The organism is Micromonospora trifolii (assembly GCF_022229005.1).
Taxonomy (GTDB): Bacteria; Actinomycetota; Actinomycetes; order Mycobacteriales; family Micromonosporaceae; genus Micromonospora; species Micromonospora trifolii.
Genome location: NZ_JAKKFD010000011.1, coordinates 119,571 through 137,689, shown reverse-complemented (window position 1 = coordinate 137,689; position 18,119 = coordinate 119,571). Strand labels below are relative to the sequence as shown.

The 18,119-nt window shown below is 71.5% G+C and carries 25 protein-coding genes; 6 read left to right on the top strand and 19 right to left on the bottom strand.

The window, feature by feature from the left end; translation table 11 throughout:
- Nucleotides 1-91 precede the first annotated feature (91 nt).
- Together NIE79_RS08275 and NIE79_RS08270 are read left to right on the top strand one after the other, a co-directional pair.
- The gene (locus NIE79_RS08275) at nucleotides 92-748 is read left to right on the top strand and encodes an SDR family oxidoreductase (RefSeq protein ID WP_238677971.1); all 657 of its coding nucleotides are present in this window, start codon (nucleotides 92-94) and stop codon (nucleotides 746-748) included.
- A 28-nt stretch (nucleotides 749-776) separates the two neighbouring features.
- Entirely contained in the window at nucleotides 777-1,055 is a 279-nt protein-coding gene (locus tag NIE79_RS08270; protein ID WP_238677970.1) for a DUF1905 domain-containing protein, read from the top strand.
- Between the two features lie 15 nt (nucleotides 1,056-1,070).
- Here the strand turns inward: NIE79_RS08270 and NIE79_RS33615 are convergent, their stop codons facing one another.
- The 16 genes from NIE79_RS33615 to NIE79_RS08190 form a co-directional block, all read right to left on the bottom strand.
- On the bottom strand, nucleotides 1,071-2,030 hold the full coding sequence (locus NIE79_RS33615; RefSeq protein WP_308193153.1) for an SAM-dependent methyltransferase: 960 nt from the start codon (nucleotides 2,028-2,030) through the stop codon (nucleotides 1,071-1,073).
- 118 nt (nucleotides 2,031-2,148) lie between these two features.
- Nucleotides 2,149-2,844 carry a DivIVA domain-containing protein gene (locus NIE79_RS33610; RefSeq protein WP_112587029.1) on the bottom strand — a complete coding sequence of 232 codons (696 nt, stop codon included), beginning with the start codon at nucleotides 2,842-2,844 and terminating at the stop codon, nucleotides 2,149-2,151.
- Between the two features lie 52 nt (nucleotides 2,845-2,896).
- On the bottom strand, nucleotides 2,897-4,078 hold the full coding sequence (locus NIE79_RS08255) for a globin domain-containing protein (protein WP_238677969.1): 1,182 nt from the start codon (nucleotides 4,076-4,078) through the stop codon (nucleotides 2,897-2,899).
- A 2-nt stretch (nucleotides 4,079-4,080) separates the two neighbouring features.
- Complete coding sequence (locus NIE79_RS08250) at nucleotides 4,081-4,479, bottom strand: group I truncated hemoglobin (protein ID WP_238677968.1); 399 nt, start codon at nucleotides 4,477-4,479, stop codon at nucleotides 4,081-4,083.
- Between the two features lie 258 nt (nucleotides 4,480-4,737).
- Nucleotides 4,738-5,334, bottom strand: coding sequence for a MerR family transcriptional regulator (locus NIE79_RS08245; protein ID WP_238677967.1), 597 nt, complete (start codon nucleotides 5,332-5,334; stop codon nucleotides 4,738-4,740).
- Nucleotides 5,335-5,493: 159 nt separating this feature from the next.
- Nucleotides 5,494-5,958, bottom strand: coding sequence for a bifunctional nuclease family protein (locus tag NIE79_RS08240; RefSeq protein WP_030327706.1), 465 nt, complete (start codon nucleotides 5,956-5,958; stop codon nucleotides 5,494-5,496).
- A 185-nt stretch (nucleotides 5,959-6,143) separates the two neighbouring features.
- On the bottom strand, nucleotides 6,144-6,845 hold the full coding sequence (gene ftsR / locus NIE79_RS08235) for a transcriptional regulator FtsR (protein WP_203121165.1): 702 nt from the start codon (nucleotides 6,843-6,845) through the stop codon (nucleotides 6,144-6,146).
- Nucleotides 6,846-6,895: 50 nt separating this feature from the next.
- Nucleotides 6,896-7,348 (bottom strand): oxoglutarate dehydrogenase inhibitor Odhl, encoded by a 453-nt coding sequence (odhI, locus tag NIE79_RS08230; RefSeq protein WP_007071101.1) that lies wholly within the window; start codon nucleotides 7,346-7,348, stop codon nucleotides 6,896-6,898.
- A gap of 214 nt (nucleotides 7,349-7,562) precedes the next feature.
- On the bottom strand, nucleotides 7,563-7,943 hold the full coding sequence (gene gcvH, locus NIE79_RS08225) for a glycine cleavage system protein GcvH (RefSeq protein WP_091397961.1): 381 nt from the start codon (nucleotides 7,941-7,943) through the stop codon (nucleotides 7,563-7,565).
- 60 nt (nucleotides 7,944-8,003) lie between these two features.
- Nucleotides 8,004-9,011 (bottom strand): DUF881 domain-containing protein, encoded by a 1,008-nt coding sequence (locus NIE79_RS08220; protein ID WP_238677966.1) that lies wholly within the window; start codon nucleotides 9,009-9,011, stop codon nucleotides 8,004-8,006.
- A gap of 11 nt (nucleotides 9,012-9,022) precedes the next feature.
- The gene (locus tag NIE79_RS08215; protein ID WP_030327710.1) at nucleotides 9,023-9,355 is read right to left on the bottom strand and encodes a small basic family protein; all 333 of its coding nucleotides are present in this window, start codon (nucleotides 9,353-9,355) and stop codon (nucleotides 9,023-9,025) included.
- Nucleotides 9,352-10,296 carry a DUF881 domain-containing protein gene (locus tag NIE79_RS08210; RefSeq protein WP_238677965.1) on the bottom strand — a complete coding sequence of 315 codons (945 nt, stop codon included), beginning with the start codon at nucleotides 10,294-10,296 and terminating at the stop codon, nucleotides 9,352-9,354. The genes NIE79_RS08215 and NIE79_RS08210 overlap by 4 nt, the downstream gene beginning before the upstream one ends.
- Nucleotides 10,293-10,925 carry a cardiolipin synthase ClsA gene (gene clsA / locus NIE79_RS08205; protein ID WP_238677964.1) on the bottom strand — a complete coding sequence of 211 codons (633 nt, stop codon included), beginning with the start codon at nucleotides 10,923-10,925 and terminating at the stop codon, nucleotides 10,293-10,295. The genes NIE79_RS08210 and clsA overlap by 4 nt, the downstream gene beginning before the upstream one ends.
- Nucleotides 10,926-11,221: 296 nt before the next feature.
- Nucleotides 11,222-11,683, bottom strand: a complete 462-nt coding sequence (locus tag NIE79_RS08200) for a MarR family winged helix-turn-helix transcriptional regulator (protein ID WP_238678061.1) — start codon at nucleotides 11,681-11,683, stop codon at nucleotides 11,222-11,224.
- Nucleotides 11,684-11,739: 56 nt separating this feature from the next.
- Nucleotides 11,740-12,912, bottom strand: coding sequence for a PP2C family protein-serine/threonine phosphatase (locus tag NIE79_RS08195; RefSeq protein ID WP_238677963.1), 1,173 nt, complete (start codon nucleotides 12,910-12,912; stop codon nucleotides 11,740-11,742).
- Nucleotides 12,913-12,983: 71 nt separating this feature from the next.
- Nucleotides 12,984-13,730 (bottom strand): SAM-dependent methyltransferase, encoded by a 747-nt coding sequence (locus NIE79_RS08190; protein WP_238677962.1) that lies wholly within the window; start codon nucleotides 13,728-13,730, stop codon nucleotides 12,984-12,986.
- Between the two features lie 112 nt (nucleotides 13,731-13,842).
- Between NIE79_RS08190 and NIE79_RS08185 the strand changes: the two genes are divergently transcribed.
- The 3 genes from NIE79_RS08185 to NIE79_RS08175 all read left to right on the top strand — a co-directional run bounded on the left by NIE79_RS08185 (nucleotide 13,843) and on the right by NIE79_RS08175 (nucleotide 15,510).
- Nucleotides 13,843-14,724 (top strand): universal stress protein, encoded by an 882-nt coding sequence (locus NIE79_RS08185; RefSeq protein ID WP_238677961.1) that lies wholly within the window; start codon nucleotides 13,843-13,845, stop codon nucleotides 14,722-14,724.
- Nucleotides 14,725-14,824: 100 nt separating this feature from the next.
- Complete coding sequence (locus NIE79_RS08180; RefSeq protein WP_088948250.1) at nucleotides 14,825-15,037, top strand: phosphatidylethanolamine-binding protein; 213 nt, start codon at nucleotides 14,825-14,827, stop codon at nucleotides 15,035-15,037.
- Entirely contained in the window at nucleotides 15,034-15,510 is a 477-nt protein-coding gene (locus tag NIE79_RS08175) for a hypothetical protein (protein ID WP_238677960.1), read from the top strand. The genes NIE79_RS08180 and NIE79_RS08175 overlap by 4 nt, the downstream gene beginning before the upstream one ends.
- An 8-nt stretch (nucleotides 15,511-15,518) precedes the next feature.
- Here the strand turns inward: NIE79_RS08175 and NIE79_RS08170 are convergent, their stop codons facing one another.
- Complete coding sequence (locus tag NIE79_RS08170; RefSeq protein ID WP_196923073.1) at nucleotides 15,519-15,722, bottom strand: hypothetical protein; 204 nt, start codon at nucleotides 15,720-15,722, stop codon at nucleotides 15,519-15,521.
- A gap of 133 nt (nucleotides 15,723-15,855) precedes the next feature.
- Here NIE79_RS08170 and NIE79_RS08165 point away from each other — a divergent pair, with 133 nt between their 5' ends.
- A complete protein-coding gene (locus tag NIE79_RS08165; RefSeq protein ID WP_091397931.1) occupies nucleotides 15,856-16,506 on the top strand; it encodes a hypothetical protein in 651 nt (216 codons plus the stop codon).
- A gap of 5 nt (nucleotides 16,507-16,511) precedes the next feature.
- Here NIE79_RS08165 and NIE79_RS08160 read toward each other — a convergent pair whose 3' ends face one another.
- Together NIE79_RS08160 and NIE79_RS08155 are read right to left on the bottom strand one after the other, a co-directional pair.
- Entirely contained in the window at nucleotides 16,512-16,697 is a 186-nt protein-coding gene (locus NIE79_RS08160; RefSeq protein ID WP_036410487.1) for a hypothetical protein, read from the bottom strand.
- A 73-nt stretch (nucleotides 16,698-16,770) separates the two neighbouring features.
- Nucleotides 16,771-18,048 (bottom strand): hemolysin family protein, encoded by a 1,278-nt coding sequence (locus tag NIE79_RS08155; RefSeq protein ID WP_238677959.1) that lies wholly within the window; start codon nucleotides 18,046-18,048, stop codon nucleotides 16,771-16,773.
- Nucleotides 18,049-18,119 lie beyond the last annotated feature (71 nt).

Here is an 18,119-nt window from a genome sequence, read left to right as displayed (position 1 = left end):
GCGACCGGCACCCACCAGGCTCAGGGTTACCCGAAGGTCAAGGTCAAGCCGGTGGTCCCGCCCACACCCGCGGCGCCGGTAGGTTGGGCGCATGCGCGTCGTCATCGCCGGAGGCCACGGCAAGATCGCCCTACTGTTGCAACGCCACCTCGTCGGGCGCGGCGACACCGCCGTCGGCCTGATCCGCAACCCCGACCAGGCCGCGACGCTACGCGCCGCCGGCGCCACCCCCGTCGTCTGCGACCTGGAAAACACCACGCTCGCGCAGCTGGCCGATCACCTCGACGGCGCCGACGCGGTGGTGTTCGCCGCGGGCGCCGGCCCCGGCAGCGGCGCAGCCCGCAAGGACACCGTCGACCGGGCCGCCGCCGCGCTGCTCGCCGACGCCGCCACCCGCGCCGGCGTCCACCGCTACCTGCTCGTCTCCTCCATGGGTGTGGACACACCACCCGCCCCCGGCACCGACGACGTGTGGGCGGCGTACCTGCGCGCCAAACGCGCCGCCGAGGACGACCTGCGCGGCCGCGACCTGGCCTGGACCGTGCTGCGACCCGGCCGGCTCACCGACGACCCACCCACCGGGCGGGTCACCCTCACCCCACACGCCGGCAATGGCGCGATCAGCCGCACCGACGTCGCCCACGTCCTCGCCGCCCTGCTCGACGAGCCGCGCACCACCGGCGCGACACTGGAACTCGTCGACGGGCCCACCCCGATCGCCGAGGCCATCCGCGCCGCCGCCAGCTGACCGACCCCGCCGCGCCGAGGAGAACCTGATGGACCCGCAACCACTGGACTACCGCTTCACCGCGCCCATCGAGAAGGACGGCGCGTTCGCCACCTACGTGACGGTGCCCGACTCCGCGAACCTGCTCGGCACCCGACGCGCCGTCAAGGTCACCGGCACCATCGACGGGCACCCGTTCAACGCCACCCTCATGCCCTCCGGCGCCGGCCCCCACTGGCTGCCCATCCGCGCCGCCCTGTGCAAGGCCATCGGTAAGAGCACCGCCGGCACCGAGGTCGCCTTCCACCTCGAACAACGGCTCAGCTGACCACCCGCCCCGCCCTCAGCCGCCCGGGAGGTGCGCGGCGACCAGCACCGGCCCGCCGGGGACTGTCGGAAAACGCCGGACATCACCCAACCCCGCCCCCGCCAGCACCTGCGCCATCCGGTCCGCGTCGAAGGCGTTGCCGCCGTTGCGCACGGCGTTCCACCTGTCGACGGCCGCCCGCAGCGGGTCCCCCGCCGGCGGATTGGTGCCCGCCACCAGCCAGCCACCGGGTCGCAGCGCCTGCACCAGCCGGGGCAGCGCGAGCGCCAACGTCTGCTGGGGAAGAAACGGCGCCGGCACCCAGACCAGGTCGTACCCGCCCGGCTCGTCCACCTCCGCGACGTCCTGACGGCGCACACTGATCCGGTCCGCGACATCGCCGGCCTCGGCCAACTCTCCGCGGGCCAGGTCCAACGCCCGTTGCAGCACGTCGATACCCACCACCGACACCCTGGGCAACGCGCGGGCCAGGGCGACAGCCAACGCCGCCACACCGGTGCCCACGTCCAACACCCGGGCGTCCGCCGAGTCCAAACGCTGCGCCAGCCCCGGCAACTCCGCAACCACCCGCGCCGCCAACGCCCGACCCGTCGCCGCCGACGCCCGACCCTGATGCAGCAACACCTCGTCGTCCACCTGCGCCCAGCCGGCCCCACCCCCGCCGGAAGGCTCCTGCGCCGCCGCGGCGACCGCCTGCCGCAGCGAACTCAACCGCGCCTGCACCGCGCTGCGCCCAGTCGGCCCGTCGGCAGGAACCAGAGACGGGTGCGCGACCGGCGCCCCACCCACCCAGGACAGCAGACCAGCGGCCTCCAACACCGCGCTGCGGTGCGGCGACGCCGCGAGGACCTCGGCCAGCGGGGCCGACAGGGCGTCACTCATGGTGCCGACCGCGGCCGCCAGCGCCCACGCCGACGCCTCCAACGCGGCCAGCGGGTCCGCGGACCCGCCGGACGGGGACGGTGATACCGACACGACGGCGCCTCTCCCAACGGCGGGCCACCGGTCAGCCCCGCCTGACCCCTCCGACTATGCCACCGCCACCAGCGCGCCGGGTGGGGTCCACCTCAGCGAACCCCACCCCGGCGACCACTCAGCGCTGCTGGTGCCGCGGCAACGCCGACTGGCCCACCACACCACCCACGAACGGCGCCCCCGGCGTCTCCGCCGCGATCCGATCCATCGTGCGCGCCAACTGCTCACTGCCGTCGTCGAGGTGCCGCGCCGCCGCCTGCATGTGCGACACCATCATCTCGCCGAAGATCCGCAACGCCTCCCGGGTCGCCACCGTGTCGTCGAAGCTCGACCCCGCCGCGCTGCGGTACTCCGCCACCGCCCGCTCCGCCTCCTGCTTCGCCTCGGCCTCCGCGGCGTGCAGGTAACTCTCGTACTGCACCCGGGCGTACTCGGCGACCCGACGCGCGTAGTCATGCGCCTGCGCGATGATCTGCTCGGCCTCCCGCTGCGCCGCCGACAGCAGATTCACCTCCCGCGCCGCCGGGACCTTCGCCGCCGCCCCCGTACTCGGAATCACCCCGTGCCGGTGCAACTCCACCCGGTCGGTCAGCCGCTCGTTCTCCGCCCGCAACGTCGCGATCTGCGTCGCCAACAGGTCCAACTCGTCAGCGACCTGCACCCGGAACCGGTCCACGTCAGCGTTGTCGTAACCCCGCCGAGCGAACGACGCCGCACCGAACTCCCACCGCCGAACCCGATCGGCGGTCATCCGCACCTGCACACCGCCGGAAACCTGCACCCCGTCATACCGACTGATCGGCGTCGCACTCACCTGCGCAGACCTCCGTTCGCGACTGCCGGGCTCGCAAGCTCACTCGTCGCGCTCACCTGTGCCCACCTCCCGAAGTGTCACCCGCAGCCGGCTGCTGCACCGCCGTCCGCCACGCCGGGCCGTACCACTGCGTACCCAGGCCCTCGTGATGCACCTGACCCGCGTGGTAACCCGCCTGGACCAACGTCCGCACCGCGTGCGACACCATCTCGTCCGACCCACACACGAACACGTGCCGGGACCGCCAGTCACCGTCGGCCAACGCCCGGTCCACCGCCTGCACGAACTCACCCGGCCGGTGCACGTCGGCACCCACCACGTACGTCACCGTCAACCACGGATGCGACGACGCCAACTTGTCGATCGCGTCGCTGTCGTAGAACTCGCTACGGGACCGGGCACCCACGTACAGGTCCACCCGCCGGCGGGAACCCTCCGCGGCCACCTGCTCCACCAACGCCTTCACCGGCGCCCAACCGGTACCCGCTACCAACAGCAACAGGTCACTGGAGCCCGCCGACCACAACCCCAGCCGGTCCCCCACCGGTGCGGCCAGGTGGATCCGATCCCCCACCGCCGACCCGTACACCAGCCGCGACGACACCGCGCCACCCGGCGCGGCCCGCACATGCAACTCCAACGTGCCGTCCGCGCGCGGCGCGTTCGCCGGCGAGTAGTACCGCCACGACCGCACCGACGGGTGCGACACCCCGATCGACTGACCCGGCGTGAACGGCAACAGATACTGCGGACGCACCGTCAACACCGCCACGTCGAACGCCCGCCGCTCATGCGCCACGATCTCCGCCACCCACCACGGCGGATTGACCGCCTCAGCAGCCTGCGCGGCCTCCATCATCACCTGGGCGACCAACCCGTACGCGGCCGTCCAGTCCGCAGCCAACTCGTCGGTCCACTGTTCGGCGAGGAAATGCTGCAACGTCGCCACCAGCGCCTCACCGACCGCCGGGTAGTGCTCCGCGCGTACCGCGAACTTGCGGTGATCCGCGCCGAGATCCTGCAGGAAACCCACCAGCCCATCCACCTGGTCCACGTTGGACACGATGTGACCCAACGCGGTCACGAGGCGGTCCCGCTGACCGGCCATGTTCGTGGGGAACATCTGCCGCGTCTCGGGATGAGCGAGGAACAACGTCGAGTAGAAGTAGAGCGGCACCTGGTCGCCGTGACCGGCGACCACCGACCAGCTCTGCTTGAGGCGAGCCGCGTCCACGCTCAGGCGCCCGACCTGTTTCCGGCAGACACCACCTGGCCCTGCACCTGCCCCAGCACTGTCTGCACATCGGCGATGATGTCCGCCGGCACACCCAACTCGGTCAGCGTCACCGTCAGGTGCTCGCCCACCTTCGCGTAGTGCCCCGCCGTGATGTTCAACGGCTGGTGCGCCTCGGCCAACCCGCGACCCGTGTACTCGTTCGGGCCACCCAGCACCACGGTCAACATCAACGCCAGGTGCCGCCGCTGACCGGCCATGTCCACGTCAGCGAAATAGCCCGCCAACTCCGGGTCCGCGAGCACCTTGTCGTAGAACAGCTCAACCGCCGCCTTGATCGAGCTGGCACCGCCAATGCGGTCGTAGTGCGAGGCGGGAGCAGTCTCTTCCGTAACCGTCACGGTCGTTCCTTCCGGGGGTGAAGGGTCCAGAACCGTGAGGGACCATAGCGTGTCAACCGCCCCCGGTCAGCGCCCCCTTATCGGATTCCCGACAACACGCCGCCACGGTGCGTCACCACTACCAACGGGTATCTCCACAATGGGCCACCGACACGACACCCACAGTATCCACAGTGGACCGACGCGGCCGAAAGAGCCCCACAACCGTCACCGACGGTCGCGAGAAAACAACCGGAAAAAATCCGAAAGACCGAACGGTCAGCCGGCGCGCCGCCGCGCCCGCCGCGCCGCCAACTCGTCACCCACCGGGTCTGGCCCCGACGTGACAGCCGGCTCCGCCGGGCCGCTCATCGCCGGCTCCGCCGGCAGATGCGACAACGACCCCTGGATCTCCTTGAAAGCCCCACCGATCGCGATGCCGAAGACCCCCTGGCCACCCTGCAACAGGTCGACCACCTCCTCCGGAGACCGGCACTCATACACCGTCGTCCCATCAGAGATCAGCGTGATCCCCGCCAGATCCTCCACACCACGCGACCGCAACGCCTCGATCGCCTTACGGATGTTCTGCAGGGACACCCCCGCGTCCAACAACCGCTTCACGACCTTCAACACCACCAGGTCCCGGAACGAGTACAACCGCTGCGTCCCCGAACCCGAGGCGTCCCGAACGCTCGGCACCACCAGCGTCGTCCGCGCCCAATAATCCAACTGCCGGTAACTGATGCCCACCGCGTGGCAGGCCGTCACACCCCGGTAGCCAACCGAACCGTCACCCTCAGTCGCCACACCTGGCGACGAGGCACCCGACTCGTCGAACCCTGCACCCGGATCGGAATCCCGCGGCTCGTGCATCCGGACAACCTCCCCGTCAGTGTGGCGACGCATCGTTTCCGGGACGCGCACCCCTCGACATGGAAACCCTATCGCCACCGTCAGGGGTTACCACGGAGGAACCGACGCGACACGCCGCGCAGCCACCGAGAAAGATCACCAACCGAGCCCAGGCACACCTCAGCCCGCGAAATCCTCCGGACGCACCTGCTCCAGGAACTCGCGGAACTTCTCCACCTCGTCCTCCTGCTCATCAGGGATAACGATCCCCGCCTCGCTGAGGACCTGCTCCGCACAACGAATCGGCGCACCGACCCGCAACGCCAACGCGATCGAGTCGCTCGGCCGCGCCGACACCCGCACCCCGTCACCGATCAACAGATCCGCGTAGAAGACGTTCTCCTTCAGCTCGGTGATCTCCACCGCCTGCAAGGGCGCCTTCAACGCCGCCAACACGTCCCGCAGAAGATCATGCGTCAACGGCCGGGCCGGCTTGACCCCCTGCTGCTCATAAGCGATAGCCGTGGCCTCGACCGCGCCGATCCAGATCGGCAGATAGCGGTCCCCCTCGACCTCCCTGAGCAGGACGATCGGCTGGTTGCTGGGCAGCTCCACCCGAACTCCGACCACGCTCAGCTCGCGCACCGCCGCCTCCGTGTCGTTGTCACCTACGCCGCACCGCGCCCTTCCCTGCACGGTACACGGACCGCAACACGGCCGTCCCATGCGCTACAGCACCACGCCCGCGCCGAAAAGGGGTTACCCCGGCAAGCCTACGGCACGCTTCCCGGAAGAGATCTTTCCGCTCAGCCGCCACCCACCGGGCACCCTCACCGACCCAACGTCGACCGCAGACCCACCCGCACCAACGCCGCGTGCAACTGCTCCGACAACGCCACCAACTCCCGCGCCGTCTCCGCCGCACGCGCCCGCGCCGCCGGATCACTCTGCCGCGCCAACGGCGCCACCAACTGCGCGAACAAACCGACCTCCCGGTCCGCCGCCGTCCGATAACCCCGCAGGTGCCGCGGCTCCAACCCGTACGCCGCCAACCCCGCCACCGCCGACGCGATGATCAACGCATCCGCGTCATACCACCCCGGCGGATCCGAGACCAGCACACCGAGCCGCTCCAACTCCACCAACGTCGACTCGTCAACGCCACTGCGCGCCACCAGATCGGCCCGGCCGAGCCGCACCTGCGACGACTCGGCCGGCTCCGCCAACTCACGACCCGGCACCGCACCATCGGGACCAACCGCCACCAACGCCGGCCGCGACCGCCCCGGCTGCTCACCGGACGAATCCCACTGGGCCAACTGCTCCCGGATCACCCGCAACGGCAGGTACTTGTCCCGCTGCGCGGTCAACACGAACCGCAACCGCGCCACATCGTCCCAGCTGTACTTCCGGTAACCCGCCGCCGTCCGCTGCGGCTCGACCAAACCCTCGGCCTCAAGAAACCGCAGCTTCGAAATCGTGGTATCCGGAAAATCCACCCGCAACTGCCCAAGCACCTCACCGATGCTCATCAGCGGCTCAGACCGAGCCGCTCCGGGTGACATGGAGGCCGCAGGCTCGTTCACCCCCGGCCGGCCTCCTCCTCCGGGCGCGGACCGGCGATGAACACCACCCGGAACTTACCGATCTGGACCTCGTCACCATTGCTCAACGTGGCCGCCTCAACCCGCTCACGATTGACGTACGTGCCATTGAGGCTGCCCACGTCCCGCACCGTGAACGTCCCACCATCACGGTGGAACTCCGCGTGCCGACGCGACACCGTCACGTCATCCAGGAAGATGTCACTGTCCGGGTGCCGGCCACTGGTCGTCACATCGTGGTCCAACAGGAACCGGGCACCCGCATTCGGGCCTCGACGAACCACCAGCAGCGCCATACCCGGCGGCAACGAACCGGACATCCGGCTCGGCACCACATCGGTATCCGGCCCCTCCAGCACTTCGTCGAGCGAACCGAGATTGAGCGTCGAAGTGACGTCGAGTGGGGGGAACTCGTCGTCTGGCCGCGTCATGGGACCACCTCACGGATCTGTTCGGTCGGCGTCGGGTAATGGCGGGTCTGGCCGCCGGGCACTTGAACACCCGGCGGCTGGCTCCCCGTGCCCGGGAAGGCAATTCCGCAACGCTCAACTATTGGGTTCTCGGTCGACTGGGCGAGCCTAGCCAGCGCCGAAATGCAGGGCAACCGGACGCGCGCAGACATCCCACGCACCGGATCAAGCACACTCAGCCTTCGGTGATCTTCTGATACGCGGCCGCCGTCAGCAACCCATCCGTCGCAGTCGGATCATTCGGCGTGATCTCCACCAACCAACCCTCACCGTACGGATCAGTGTTGATCAGCTCAGGCGTGTCAGCCAACGCGTCGTTGCGCGCCGCCACCGTACCGGCCACCGGCGCGTAGATCTCCGACACGCTCTTGGTCGACTCGATCTCACCCAACGAGTCACCGGCCGCGACCACCGCACCCGCCTCGGGCAACTGCACGTACACGATGTCGCCGAGCGCGTCCTGCGCGAAGTGGGTGATGCCGACCCGGACCGAAGCCGTGCCGTCACCCGCCACCCACTCATGCTCGGCGGTGTATCGCAGATCCTCGGGAATCACCAGACGCGTCCTTCATCCATCGGTGCCCCGGACCACCCGGGTCCGGCGCGGCCGCGCCGGTCAGGAGACCGGACGGGCGTGTTCCAACTTGATCGGCACGTGCAGCGCCGAAACCTCGGCAACCTCACGCTCCCCAAACGTCACGTTACCGCCGTCACCCCGGACCGACGCCACCACCCCACCAGGAATGTTCAACGCCGTACGCATCGTCGCCGGATCACCGATCACCGTGATCGTGTACGGCCCCGACAACCGACGCCCCTCCACCATCAACGACCCGTTGTCCCCATCGAGGAAATACGTCGACGCGATGATCCGCACCGTCGCCCGATCCCCACCCGAGATCTGCATCGCCTCGGCGCCCGCACCACGCAGCTCCTGCACCGCGTCCAACACCCGGTTCGCCGAGATCGGCCTCACCCCGGCATCGAACTGCACAGTCAACCCCGGGCCCACCGCCGGCAACGTCCCCGCCAGGATGCCCAACTCGTCCGCCCGCCGCGTCGCCTCGTCCAACGCCGCCTGACGACCCTGCTCACCCGAGCGCAACTGCCGCTGACTGTCCTCCAGAGCCCGGATGTCCTGCTGGAGACGATTCTCCCGCGCATCCAGGTCCGACAGGATCCGGACCAGGTCCTCCTGCCGGGTGGCCCCCAGCGTCGGGTCCGTCGACGTCGTCTTCAACTGCACGACCAACGTGAACCCCAGCAACGCCAACAACGCGGCGATCATCACCCCGGCCGCACTCCACCGGGACCGACCAGCCACCACCGGCGCCGCCGACTCCCCCACCGGCTCCGCCAACCCGTCGGAACCCGCGACCGGCTCCGGAGACCGCGACACCGCGCTCAGGTCCACCGTCGCACCATCGTCGACAGGCTCCACACCCGGCTCCGCCGCAGGCTCGTCCTCCGACGGCTGCGCCGGCCCCTGCGGCGCCAACGGACTCAACTCGTCCGGATCCGGCGCATCCGGGCGGGGATCCGGCTCACCCGCCGGCCCACCCGGCCGCACCGGACCCGCCGGCTGCGGCCACCCCGTCCCCGTGTCGGTCTGCTCGTCACTCATCGCAACCCAACCTACGCCCGGAAAAGGTGCCGACGGATCGCCGCCACGTTGCCGAAGATACGCACACCCAGCACAACGACCACACCGGTGGACAACTGCCCACCCACCCCCAACTGGTCACCCAGATACACGATCAGACCAGCGACCAGCACGTTCGAAATGAACGACACCACGAACTGCTTGTCGTCGAAGATGCGGTCCAACCGGGCCCGCACCCCACCGAACACCGCGTCCAACGCGGCCACCACCGCGATCGGCAGGTACGGCTGCAACGCCGCCGGCACCGTGGGATCAAGCCACACGCCCAGCACCACACCGGCGAGCAACGCCAACACCGCGATCATCGGCCACCTCCGGAGGGGCTAACAGTGGTCGTCGGACCGGACGACCCGGGACTGCCGGACCGGACACCCGACGCGGAAGGGCTCGGACTGACCGACGGCTTGGCGTAGCGTAGCTGCGGCTCCGGCGCGGCCGGCAGGGTGAGGTCATCAGCCTCCCGCACACCGAACGACAACCCCGTCCCCTGCGCGACCTTCCGCATCAGCGCCGCGTTCCGGCTGTCCTCGAACTTGCGCTTCATCGAACCCGGCCCGATCGCCGACACCTCGTACGGCCCGGTCACCGGCCGGAAATCCACGAGCATCGCCTCACCCGCCGACCGGATCGTCGACGTCGACGTCAACCGCTGCCCGTTGATGGCGATCGCCTCCGCGCCGGCACTCCACAACGCGTTCGCCACCCCCTGCAGGTCGCTGTAGAGCACCCTCGGCGGCCCAGCGCCGGCGCCGGTGACAGCGTCCGCCTTGTCCGGCGCGTCCGCCAACCGCACCACCACACCGTCACCGCGCACCCGACCCAGCCCGGTGCTCGCCTCCAGGTTGCGCAACCGGGCGGCGGCCGACCCGCTCAACGCCGCGTCCCGCTGCCGACTGACCTCCTCGCGCAGCTGATCCGCCCGCGTGGACAACCGGTCGGTCTGGCTCTCCCGCTCCTTGATCTGCGCCACCAGACCCGAGCGCGCCTGGCTCCGGCCCGGCTCGTCCGCCATCGTCTGCCGGTACGCGACAGCGAACAGGAACCCGAGCATCACCACCACGACCAGGCTCACCGACCGCGCCGGCAGGGCCCGCCACCCGCGCGCCGGAGCGGACTCCGCCGAGCGCCGACGGGCGGCAGCCGCGTCCGCGTACCCCGGATCCAGCGGGTTGCGGAACAGTTCGGTGAGGAAGTCCGGCGCGTACACCCGGTCCTGGCCGGGTTTTCCCAGCCGCGGCGCGCTCACGCCGCCGCTCCCGGGCCGCGCGCCGCGCGCACCAGCCGGGCCGCCTGCACGACGTACATCCCGCCGGCCACCCAGTAGAGCACCAGACCCCACCAGGCCAACGCCCACCCGATGGCGCTCGCCGCCGTCGCCACGTCGGTCGCCGCGCTGGCCAGCAGAAGCACCGGGAACGCCGCGAGCAGCAGGAACGTGGCGGTCTTGCCCACGTAGTGCACCGGCGGCGGCCCGTACCCGTAGCGACGCAACACCGCCAGCGAGGCGAGCAGAAGCACCTCACGGGCCAGCAGCGCCGCGGTGAACTGCCACGGCACCACCTCCCGCACCGTGAAGGCGACCAGGGTGGCGAGGATGTAGAGCCGGTCGGCGAGCGGGTCGAGCAGCTCGCCGAGGCGGCTCACCTGGTGCAGGCGGCGGGCGATCCAGCCGTCGACCCAGTCGGTGGTGCCGCCGATGGCCAGCACCACGACCGCCGCCACGTCGGCCCGCGCCACCAGGAACAGGTAGAGGAAGAGCGGCACGCCCAGCAGCCGCCCGAAGCTGATCAGGTTGGGCAGGGTGAGCACCTGGTTGCCGGGGGTCTCGTCACCGGTGTCCCGCGGTTGCTCTGCCCGAGCTGGCCGACGCGACACCGATCCTCCTGTACGGCACGCGGGCCCCCGGCCGACGCCGGGCGCGGCTGAGGGTCGTGCGCGCTGTCGGGCCGACCAGTGCCGGCTCTCCCCTGCGGCCCCGGGCGGGGCCCCTTCCCCTGATGCGGCCCGCGATCTCGATGATCGCGGGCCGGGTAGGTGCGCTGCCACTATATCGGGCTTCCTCTCGCTGGCCGGGCGCCGCCGCCGGGCTGTCGGTGCGGCTGTGCCGCACTGTGGCGTGGATCACCACGCGTAGAGCGTCCTAGGATACTAGTGGAAGACGGGGACGACGCTCAGGCCGTCTGCACGGCGGGATCGGTCTGCTGCTCGGGCACCGAGGTCGCCGCCCGAGCGAACCCCGCCAGCGCCAACAGCAGCTCGTGCTGCATCCGCGCCGGCATCCGGTCCAGCACCGCCTGCACCGCGCGCTGCCGCCGCGCGGCCAGCTCCCCCAACAGGGTCAGCGCCGCGGCGGTCGGCACCAACCGCACCTCCCGCCGGTCCCGCGGATCGGCCACCCGACGCAACAGCCCGGTCGCCTCCAGTCGGTCACACAGGCGGCTCGCCGACGAGGGCACCACGTCCAGCAACTCCGCCAACCCGTTGACGTTGGTCTCCGGTCGACCGCTGATCAGCGTGAGCACCCTCAGCTGGGTGGGCGGCACCTGGTGTCGCGACGCGGCCGAGTCCAGTACGGCAATCAACGTCCCGGCGGCCGCGTCGATCGCCGCGGCGAGATCCGCAGGTCGCTCCACCTGATGTCCCCTGCCGTCGTCGCGCTGGTGCCCGCCCGGCAACGCGGCGGCGATTCTCACCCCGTGCCCCGTTCGCGCGGACCGTGCCAGTCCAGACAGACCACGACGGCGTCGTCGCGCAGATCGGAATCCGCGTGATAGGCGTGCAGTTCGCGCATCACCGTACCAACCGCCTCGGCCGGTGGCTGCAGCCGCGTGGCGCGCAGGGAACGAGCCATCACCCGCTGCCCGTACGGCTCCTGACCTGGCGGCTCGGCGGCCCACACCCCGTCGCTGACCACGAAGAGCCGGTCACCGGGAGCGAGTTGCATCTCCTGAAGCTCGTAGCGGGTCTCGGCGAACATGCCCAGCGGCAGCTGCTGGTCCAGTTTCATCGGCTCGACAGTGGACCCGCGCATCCGCAACAGATGGGGGGAGCCCGCGTCGACCGCCCGCACCCGGCCGAGGCGAGTGTCCAGCTCCAGCAGCAGGGTGGCCACGTACCGGGCGCCCCGGTGTTGGTAGAAGACCGTGTCCGACGCCAGCTCGGCCTGTTCCACGAGGCCGCCACCGGAGCGCCGGGCGTTGCGCATCGCGTTGACGGTGACGGCGGTCAACAGGGACGCCGCCAACCCACTGCCCTCGCCGTTGAGCACCGTCACGGTGAGACGGTCGCCGTCCAACGACCAGTCGAAGTGGTCACCGCCCACCGTGTACGCCGGTTCGAGCTGACCGGCCAGATCGAACGCGTGGTGGGACACCCCGCGACCGGGCAGCAGGTCCCACTGCATCTCAGCGGCCATCGTCAGTCGCTCCCGACGGCGGGCCCGTCGGTAACGGTCGGTCTCCCGGTCCGCCGCGCGCATCGCCACCGCCAGGGTGCCGGCGATGTCCGTCGCCCGACCGGTGACCGCCGCGTTCGGCACTGACGGAAGCTCGATCAGCAGCACGCCCAGCCGCTCCCCCCACACCGTCAACGGCAGGTAGAGCCGGCAGGGGCCCTCACCGTCGCGTACCGGCTGCTGGCTGCTGAAGCAACGCTGCGCCATGGTGTGGCAGGCCAGGAACCCGCCCGCCGGCAGGTCCGGGTCCAGCACCGGCCAGAGGCCGCTGATCCGGTAGTCGGCGACGAAGACGTCGGTGCGCAGCGCGCCCATCGACGACCGGATCGCCCGGTCCGCCGCCTCCGCCAACTGGTCGGGCGGGGCCTCGCGCAACGCGCGCGACACCACGTCCGGCGCGTCCACCATCGTCGTCCTCCCCAGAAGCTTGCTATAGGGCAAGCATCATACGGACGCTCCCGGACCGACGATCGGCGCGGTCAGTCTTCCGCGCGGGTCGCGAGCACACCGTGGAACGCGTCGGGCACCCGTGCCGGCGCGCCTTCCGGCCGCCACTCGGCCACCGGGACGATCCCGTCCGCCGTCGGCGCCCACCGACCGAGCAGGGGCGCGAACGCCGCCGGTGGACGCATCCGGAACTGCGGTCCCATCATGGCCAGCGCCTGCGGGTGGCCGGCCAGTTCCTCGGTGTCGAAGTCCACGGCGAGCAGGCTGCCCGGCGCCGCGGCAGCGTACAGCTCGTCGAGGGTGCGGGTCAGCGTGGCGTCGTCGAGGAACGCGGCCAGACCGAGGAAGACCACCCCGACCGGCCGCCGACCCCAGCCCGGCACGAAACGGTGCAGCTGCGCCGGGTCGACGGTGCCGATGTCGGTCGCGTCGCCGAAGCCGTAGCCGGCCCGGTCACTGCCGGCGAGGATGCTCTGTCCCAGTCGGATGGTGACCGGGTCGACGTCGGTGTAGAGCACTGTCGCGTCGGTGGCGACCTCGTGCACGTTGCCCATCGTTGGCACTCCGGCGCCGAACACCAGGAACCCGTCCACGCCCTGGGCGGCCATCGCCCGCACCGCCCGGCCCAGGAACGCCCGCAGCTCCCGGAACACCGGCGCGCACGGCCCGTACGCCTGCTCGAACGCGGTGGCGGCGGCCACGTCCACGGGAAAGTGGTGCTGCCCGCCGAGCCAGAAATCGATCATGCGAGCGGTGCTCGGCTGGTCCGGTTCACCCATCGGCGGCGCTCCCTCCCCGGTCGTCGCCAGCGTACCGACACCGACGTGCTCAGCGGTATCGCGGCGCGAGGGCGTCCGCGCCCGCGATACTGGCCGCGAGCGGAGGTGGGCGGTGAACTCGGCGAACAACGCGGCGGTGGTGGTCGGCGTCGACGGCTCGGAGTCGGCGCTGCGCGCCGTGCGTCTCGCCGCGACCGAGGCGGCGCGCCGGCACCGACCCCTGCGGGTCGTGCACGGCTTCATCTGGCCGCTGCTGCACGTACCGGTCTCCCCCGCCCCGGACGCGCCGCCCGGCGGTGGGCTGCGCCACCGCGCCGAGGAACTCGTCGAGGCCGCCGTGCGCGAGGCGGAGGCGACAGTGCCCGGCTTGTCGATCTCCGGCGAGATCATCGACGGTGAGGCCGCCGCGGTGCTGGTGGGCGAGTCCCCCACCGCCGCGCTCATCGTGCTCGGCGACCGCGGGCTGGGTGGGTTCTCCGCGCTGCTGGTCGGCTCGGTCGCGGTGCAGGTCGCCGCGTACGCCGACTGCCCGGTGCTGGTCGCGCGCGGCACGCAACGACCCGACGAGCCGGTGCTGGTCGCCGTGGACGGCTCGGACGCCTCCCGGCGGGCGGCGGACTTCGCCGCCGAGACCGCCGTGTCGCTCGGCGTGCCGCTGGTGGCGCTGCACGCCTACCGACACCCCGGCAGCAGCGGCCCCGGCGACATGCAACCCCTGGTGTACGACGAGGCGAAGCTGCGCGGCGAGCAGGAGCGGATGCTCGCCGGGTGGCTGACCGGGCTCACCGAGGACCACCGGGGTCTGCGGTTGACCTGCCAGGTGGTGCACGGCCGACCCGGCAGCGTGCTCGCCGAGGCGTCCCGCTCCGCCCAACTGGCGGTCGTCGGCGGGCGCGGGCGCGGCGAGGTGACCGGGTTGCTGCTGGGGTCGGTGAGTCAGTCGATGCTGCACCACGCGCAGTGCCCGGTCGTCGTGGTCCGTGCTCCCCAGTAGCGCCCCCGGGGTTGGCCCGCCGCCAGACGGGTAGACGGCCGCGGTACGCCCAGCGGACGGTGGGCAGCACCAGGTGCCCAGACCGACGAAGGAGGCACAGATGCCAGGACCACGGCCGGGCAGTAACGCGTACGACAAGCAGCGGGCGCGGTTGCGCAACGCGATCGACGACTCCGGGCGCCGAGTACCCGACGGCAAGGCCAACCAGGTCGCGAACCGGATCCTCCAGGAGGATCGCGGTCAACGGGGCGTGGTGCGCGGTGAGCGGACGTACGGCCCGAAGAGCGAGCGCGAACCGGGCGACCCGAAGTGAGAAGTGTCGACGTTGCCGACGGCGCGATCGCGGGCGCCGTCGGCAGCACCGCCCTGAACGTGGTCAGCTACCTCGACATGGCGCTACGGGGACGGCCGGAGAGCGACGTCCCCCAGGAGACCGTCGACCGGCTGGCCGGGATCGCGCACGTGGACCTGGGGAACGGGGCCCGGGCGGCCAACCGCCGCTCGGGCCTCGGGCCGCTCATCGGTTACGGGCTCGGCGTCGCCGCGGGCGTCGGGTTCGCGCTCTACGCCGGTGGTCGACGTCAGCCGTTGCCGGTCGCCACCGGCCTGCTCGGCGCGGGCGTGATGACCATGACCGACGGGTCGATCACCGTGCTGGGGATCAGCGACCCGCGTACGTGGCGGCGCTCCGACTGGATCTCCGACATCATCCCGCACCTCGCGTACGGACTGGCGGCCGCCGCCACCTGGAACAGGTTGCGGCGGCCGCCAGCCCGCGGTCGTTAGCTCACCGGTCAGCGGGTGTCGCTGTCGTCCTCGGCCACCGGCTCACCGGCCGGGCCGTACGGCGACACCTGCCCCTTGGGCACCGGTCGACCGGCGTCCCCGCGCGACGATCCACTGTTGAGCGGGTGCCCGGTCGGCTGGGGCCCCTTGCTGTCCTGACTGGTGGCGCCCTTGGCGTTGCGCCGGAACTCTTCCTGCTGCGGATTGACCACCGGTGTCTCCCTTCCGGGTACGGGGGCGGCATCGACCGCCTCCACGCTTGGCATACCCGCCCGCCCCGGTGGCATTCCGGCGACGGTCGGCGGTGCGACGGCTAGCGGTGTCTCAAGTGGGTAACCGGACGGGGTGGGCAATGACCGAAGTGTGGTGCGGGTGCTGCTCGACCGGCGTGGCCGCACGTACGCGGAGGAGGCCGGCATCCGGCTCTCCGACCGGCCGGGGCCGCTGTATCAGCTGCTGGTGCTGACCACGCTGCTGAGCACCCGGATCCGCGCGTGTGTGGCGGTGGACGCCGCGCGGGAGCTGTTCGCCGCCGGCTACCGCACCCCACAGGCCATGGAGGCGGCCAGCTGGCAGGAGCGCGTCGACGCGCTGGGCCGGGGCCACTACCGCCGCTACGACGAGCGGACCGCCACCATGCTCGGCACCGGCGCCCGGCTGTGCCTGGACCGCTGGCACGGTGACCTGCGACGCCTGCACCGGGAGGCCCAGGGCGACCCGGCCGGGCTGCGGCGGCGGCTCACCGAGTTCCCCGGCATAGGCCCCACCGGCGCGGACATCTACCTGCGTGAGGCGCAGACGGTCTGGTCGGACGTGCGCCCGTACGCCGACCGTCGGGCCCTGGCCGGGGCGAAGCGGTTGGGCCTGCCGGGGTCCCCGGACCGGCTCGCCGGTCTCGTCGACGAACCGGACTTCGGCCGGCTCGCGTCAGCGCTGGTGCGGGTGGCGCTGGGTGAGGAGTCCGCCGGTGAGGTCACCCGCGTCGCCGCCCGCTGAGGCGCTCACTTGACCGTCTTGTCCCCGGGGCGGGTCAGGTGCCACACCAGCAGCGCGGCGAGCAACGCCAGGACCACCACCCCGCCGGAGATGCCACGGCCCTCCTCGGGGCTGCGGCCGGCGCTGCCGAAGTAGATCACCGCGAGGCCGGCCAGCACCGTGACGAACGTACGCAACCCTCGGTCCTTCACGTCTGGCACGGTAGGCGGGCCACTTTCCCCGCTGTGACGATTTGGACCTTTTGTCAACCTTCTGGGTGAACGGTCAGCGCTCGGTGACGAACCCGCACAGCCGCACCCGGCGCACCGCCCGGTCGGCGACCTCCACCACCTCCAGTGTCAGCCCGGGCAGCCGCACCGTCTCACCCGGGGAGTCCGGCAGGTGCCGCAGTCGGGCCAGCACCAGACCAGCCACCGTCGTGTAGTCCCGGGACAGCGGGAAGCTCAGCCGCACTCCCAGGTCGGGCAGGTCGTGCAGCGGGAAGTCACCGGGCACCAGCAGCGACCCGTCCGATTCCCGGACGACCCCGCGCACGTCGCGGTCGGTCTCGTCGTACAACTCGCCGACCACCTCGGCCAGCAGATCCTCCATGGTGACCATGCCGTCGATGCCCCCGTGCTCGTCGACCACCAGCGCCAGTTGCTGATGCTCCTGGCGCAGCTGACGCATCGCGTCGGCGACCGGCAGGGTCACCGGCAGCAGCAGCGGCGCCCGGACCCGCTCACCCACCGGCGCGGTGCCGGCCCGCACAAGGTCACGGATGTGCACCACCCCGAGCACCTCGTCCAGGCCGCCGGGGCCGGTGACGGGAGCGCGGGACCGCCCGGCGGCGGCGAGCTGTCGGACCCCCTCGTCGGCGGCCAGACCGGCCGGCAGCGTCGTCACCTCCCGCCGGGCCACCAGGATCTCCCGCAGCGTCCGGCCGGCGATGTCGAACGCGCCGGTCAGGATCTCCCGCTGCTGAGCCGACAGGCCGCGCTGGCTCGCCAGCATCTCCCGCAGCTCCTCCTCGGTCATCTCCTCCCGGTTGGCCCGCGGATCACCACCGGCGAGCCGCACGACCCCGTCGGTGGCCCGGCTGAGCAGCCACACCGCCGGTCTCGACACCCGGGCCAGCAGATCCAACGGGCCGGCGCTCAGCAGCGCCCAACGCTCGGCCCGCTGCATGGCCAGCCGCTTCGGGGCCAACTCCCCGAACACCAGCGTGACGAACGTCAACAGCACGGTCACCAGCAGCACCGCAGCGGGACGCGCCGCCCCGCCGAGGAAACCCAACGGCCCGACCAACGGAGAGGCCAACGACACCGCGGCCGCCGCCGAGGCCAGGAACCCCGCCAGGGTGATGCCGAGCTGGATCGTGGCCAGGTAGCGGTTCGGGTCACGGGACAGCTGCACCAACCGGTCACCGGCACTGCTGCGCCGACCCAGCCGCCGCAACTGCCCCTCCCGCAGGGTCACCAGCGCCATCTCGCTGCCGGAGAGCGCGGCGTTGACCAGCACCAGCACGGCCACCAACGCCAACTGCCCGAGCTGACCGCCCATCGCGCACCCCCGTCCGCCGCCTGAGGTCACTCAACCGCAGCGGGGGGCATCGCGGGCCCGCTTTGCGACCG

Excerpts from the sequence above, each read along its gene's own strand:
- NIE79_RS08275 (WP_238677971.1), top strand. The coding sequence starts at position 92 with ATGCGCGTCGTCATCGCCGGAGGCCACGGCAAGATCGCCCTACTGTTG.
- NIE79_RS08270 (WP_238677970.1), top strand. The coding sequence starts at position 777 with ATGGACCCGCAACCACTGGACTACCGCTTCACCGCGCCCATCGAGAAG.
- NIE79_RS08245 (WP_238677967.1), bottom strand. The coding sequence starts at position 5,334 with ATGCACGAGCCGCGGGATTCCGATCCGGGTGCAGGGTTCGACGAGTCG.
- ftsR (WP_203121165.1), bottom strand. The coding sequence starts at position 6,845 with ATGAGCATCGGTGAGGTGCTTGGGCAGTTGCGGGTGGATTTTCCGGAT.
- odhI (WP_007071101.1), bottom strand. The coding sequence starts at position 7,348 with ATGACGCGGCCAGACGACGAGTTCCCCCCACTCGACGTCACTTCGACG.
- NIE79_RS08220 (WP_238677966.1), bottom strand. The coding sequence starts at position 9,011 with ATGAGTGACGAGCAGACCGACACGGGGACGGGGTGGCCGCAGCCGGCG.
- NIE79_RS08215 (WP_030327710.1), bottom strand. The coding sequence starts at position 9,355 with ATGATCGCGGTGTTGGCGTTGCTCGCCGGTGTGGTGCTGGGCGTGTGG.
- NIE79_RS08195 (WP_238677963.1), bottom strand. The coding sequence starts at position 12,912 with ATGGTGGACGCGCCGGACGTGGTGTCGCGCGCGTTGCGCGAGGCCCCG.
- NIE79_RS08190 (WP_238677962.1), bottom strand. The coding sequence starts at position 13,730 with ATGGGTGAACCGGACCAGCCGAGCACCGCTCGCATGATCGATTTCTGG.
- NIE79_RS08180 (WP_088948250.1), top strand. The coding sequence starts at position 14,825 with ATGCCAGGACCACGGCCGGGCAGTAACGCGTACGACAAGCAGCGGGCG.
- NIE79_RS08155 (WP_238677959.1), bottom strand. The coding sequence starts at position 18,048 with ATGGGCGGTCAGCTCGGGCAGTTGGCGTTGGTGGCCGTGCTGGTGCTG.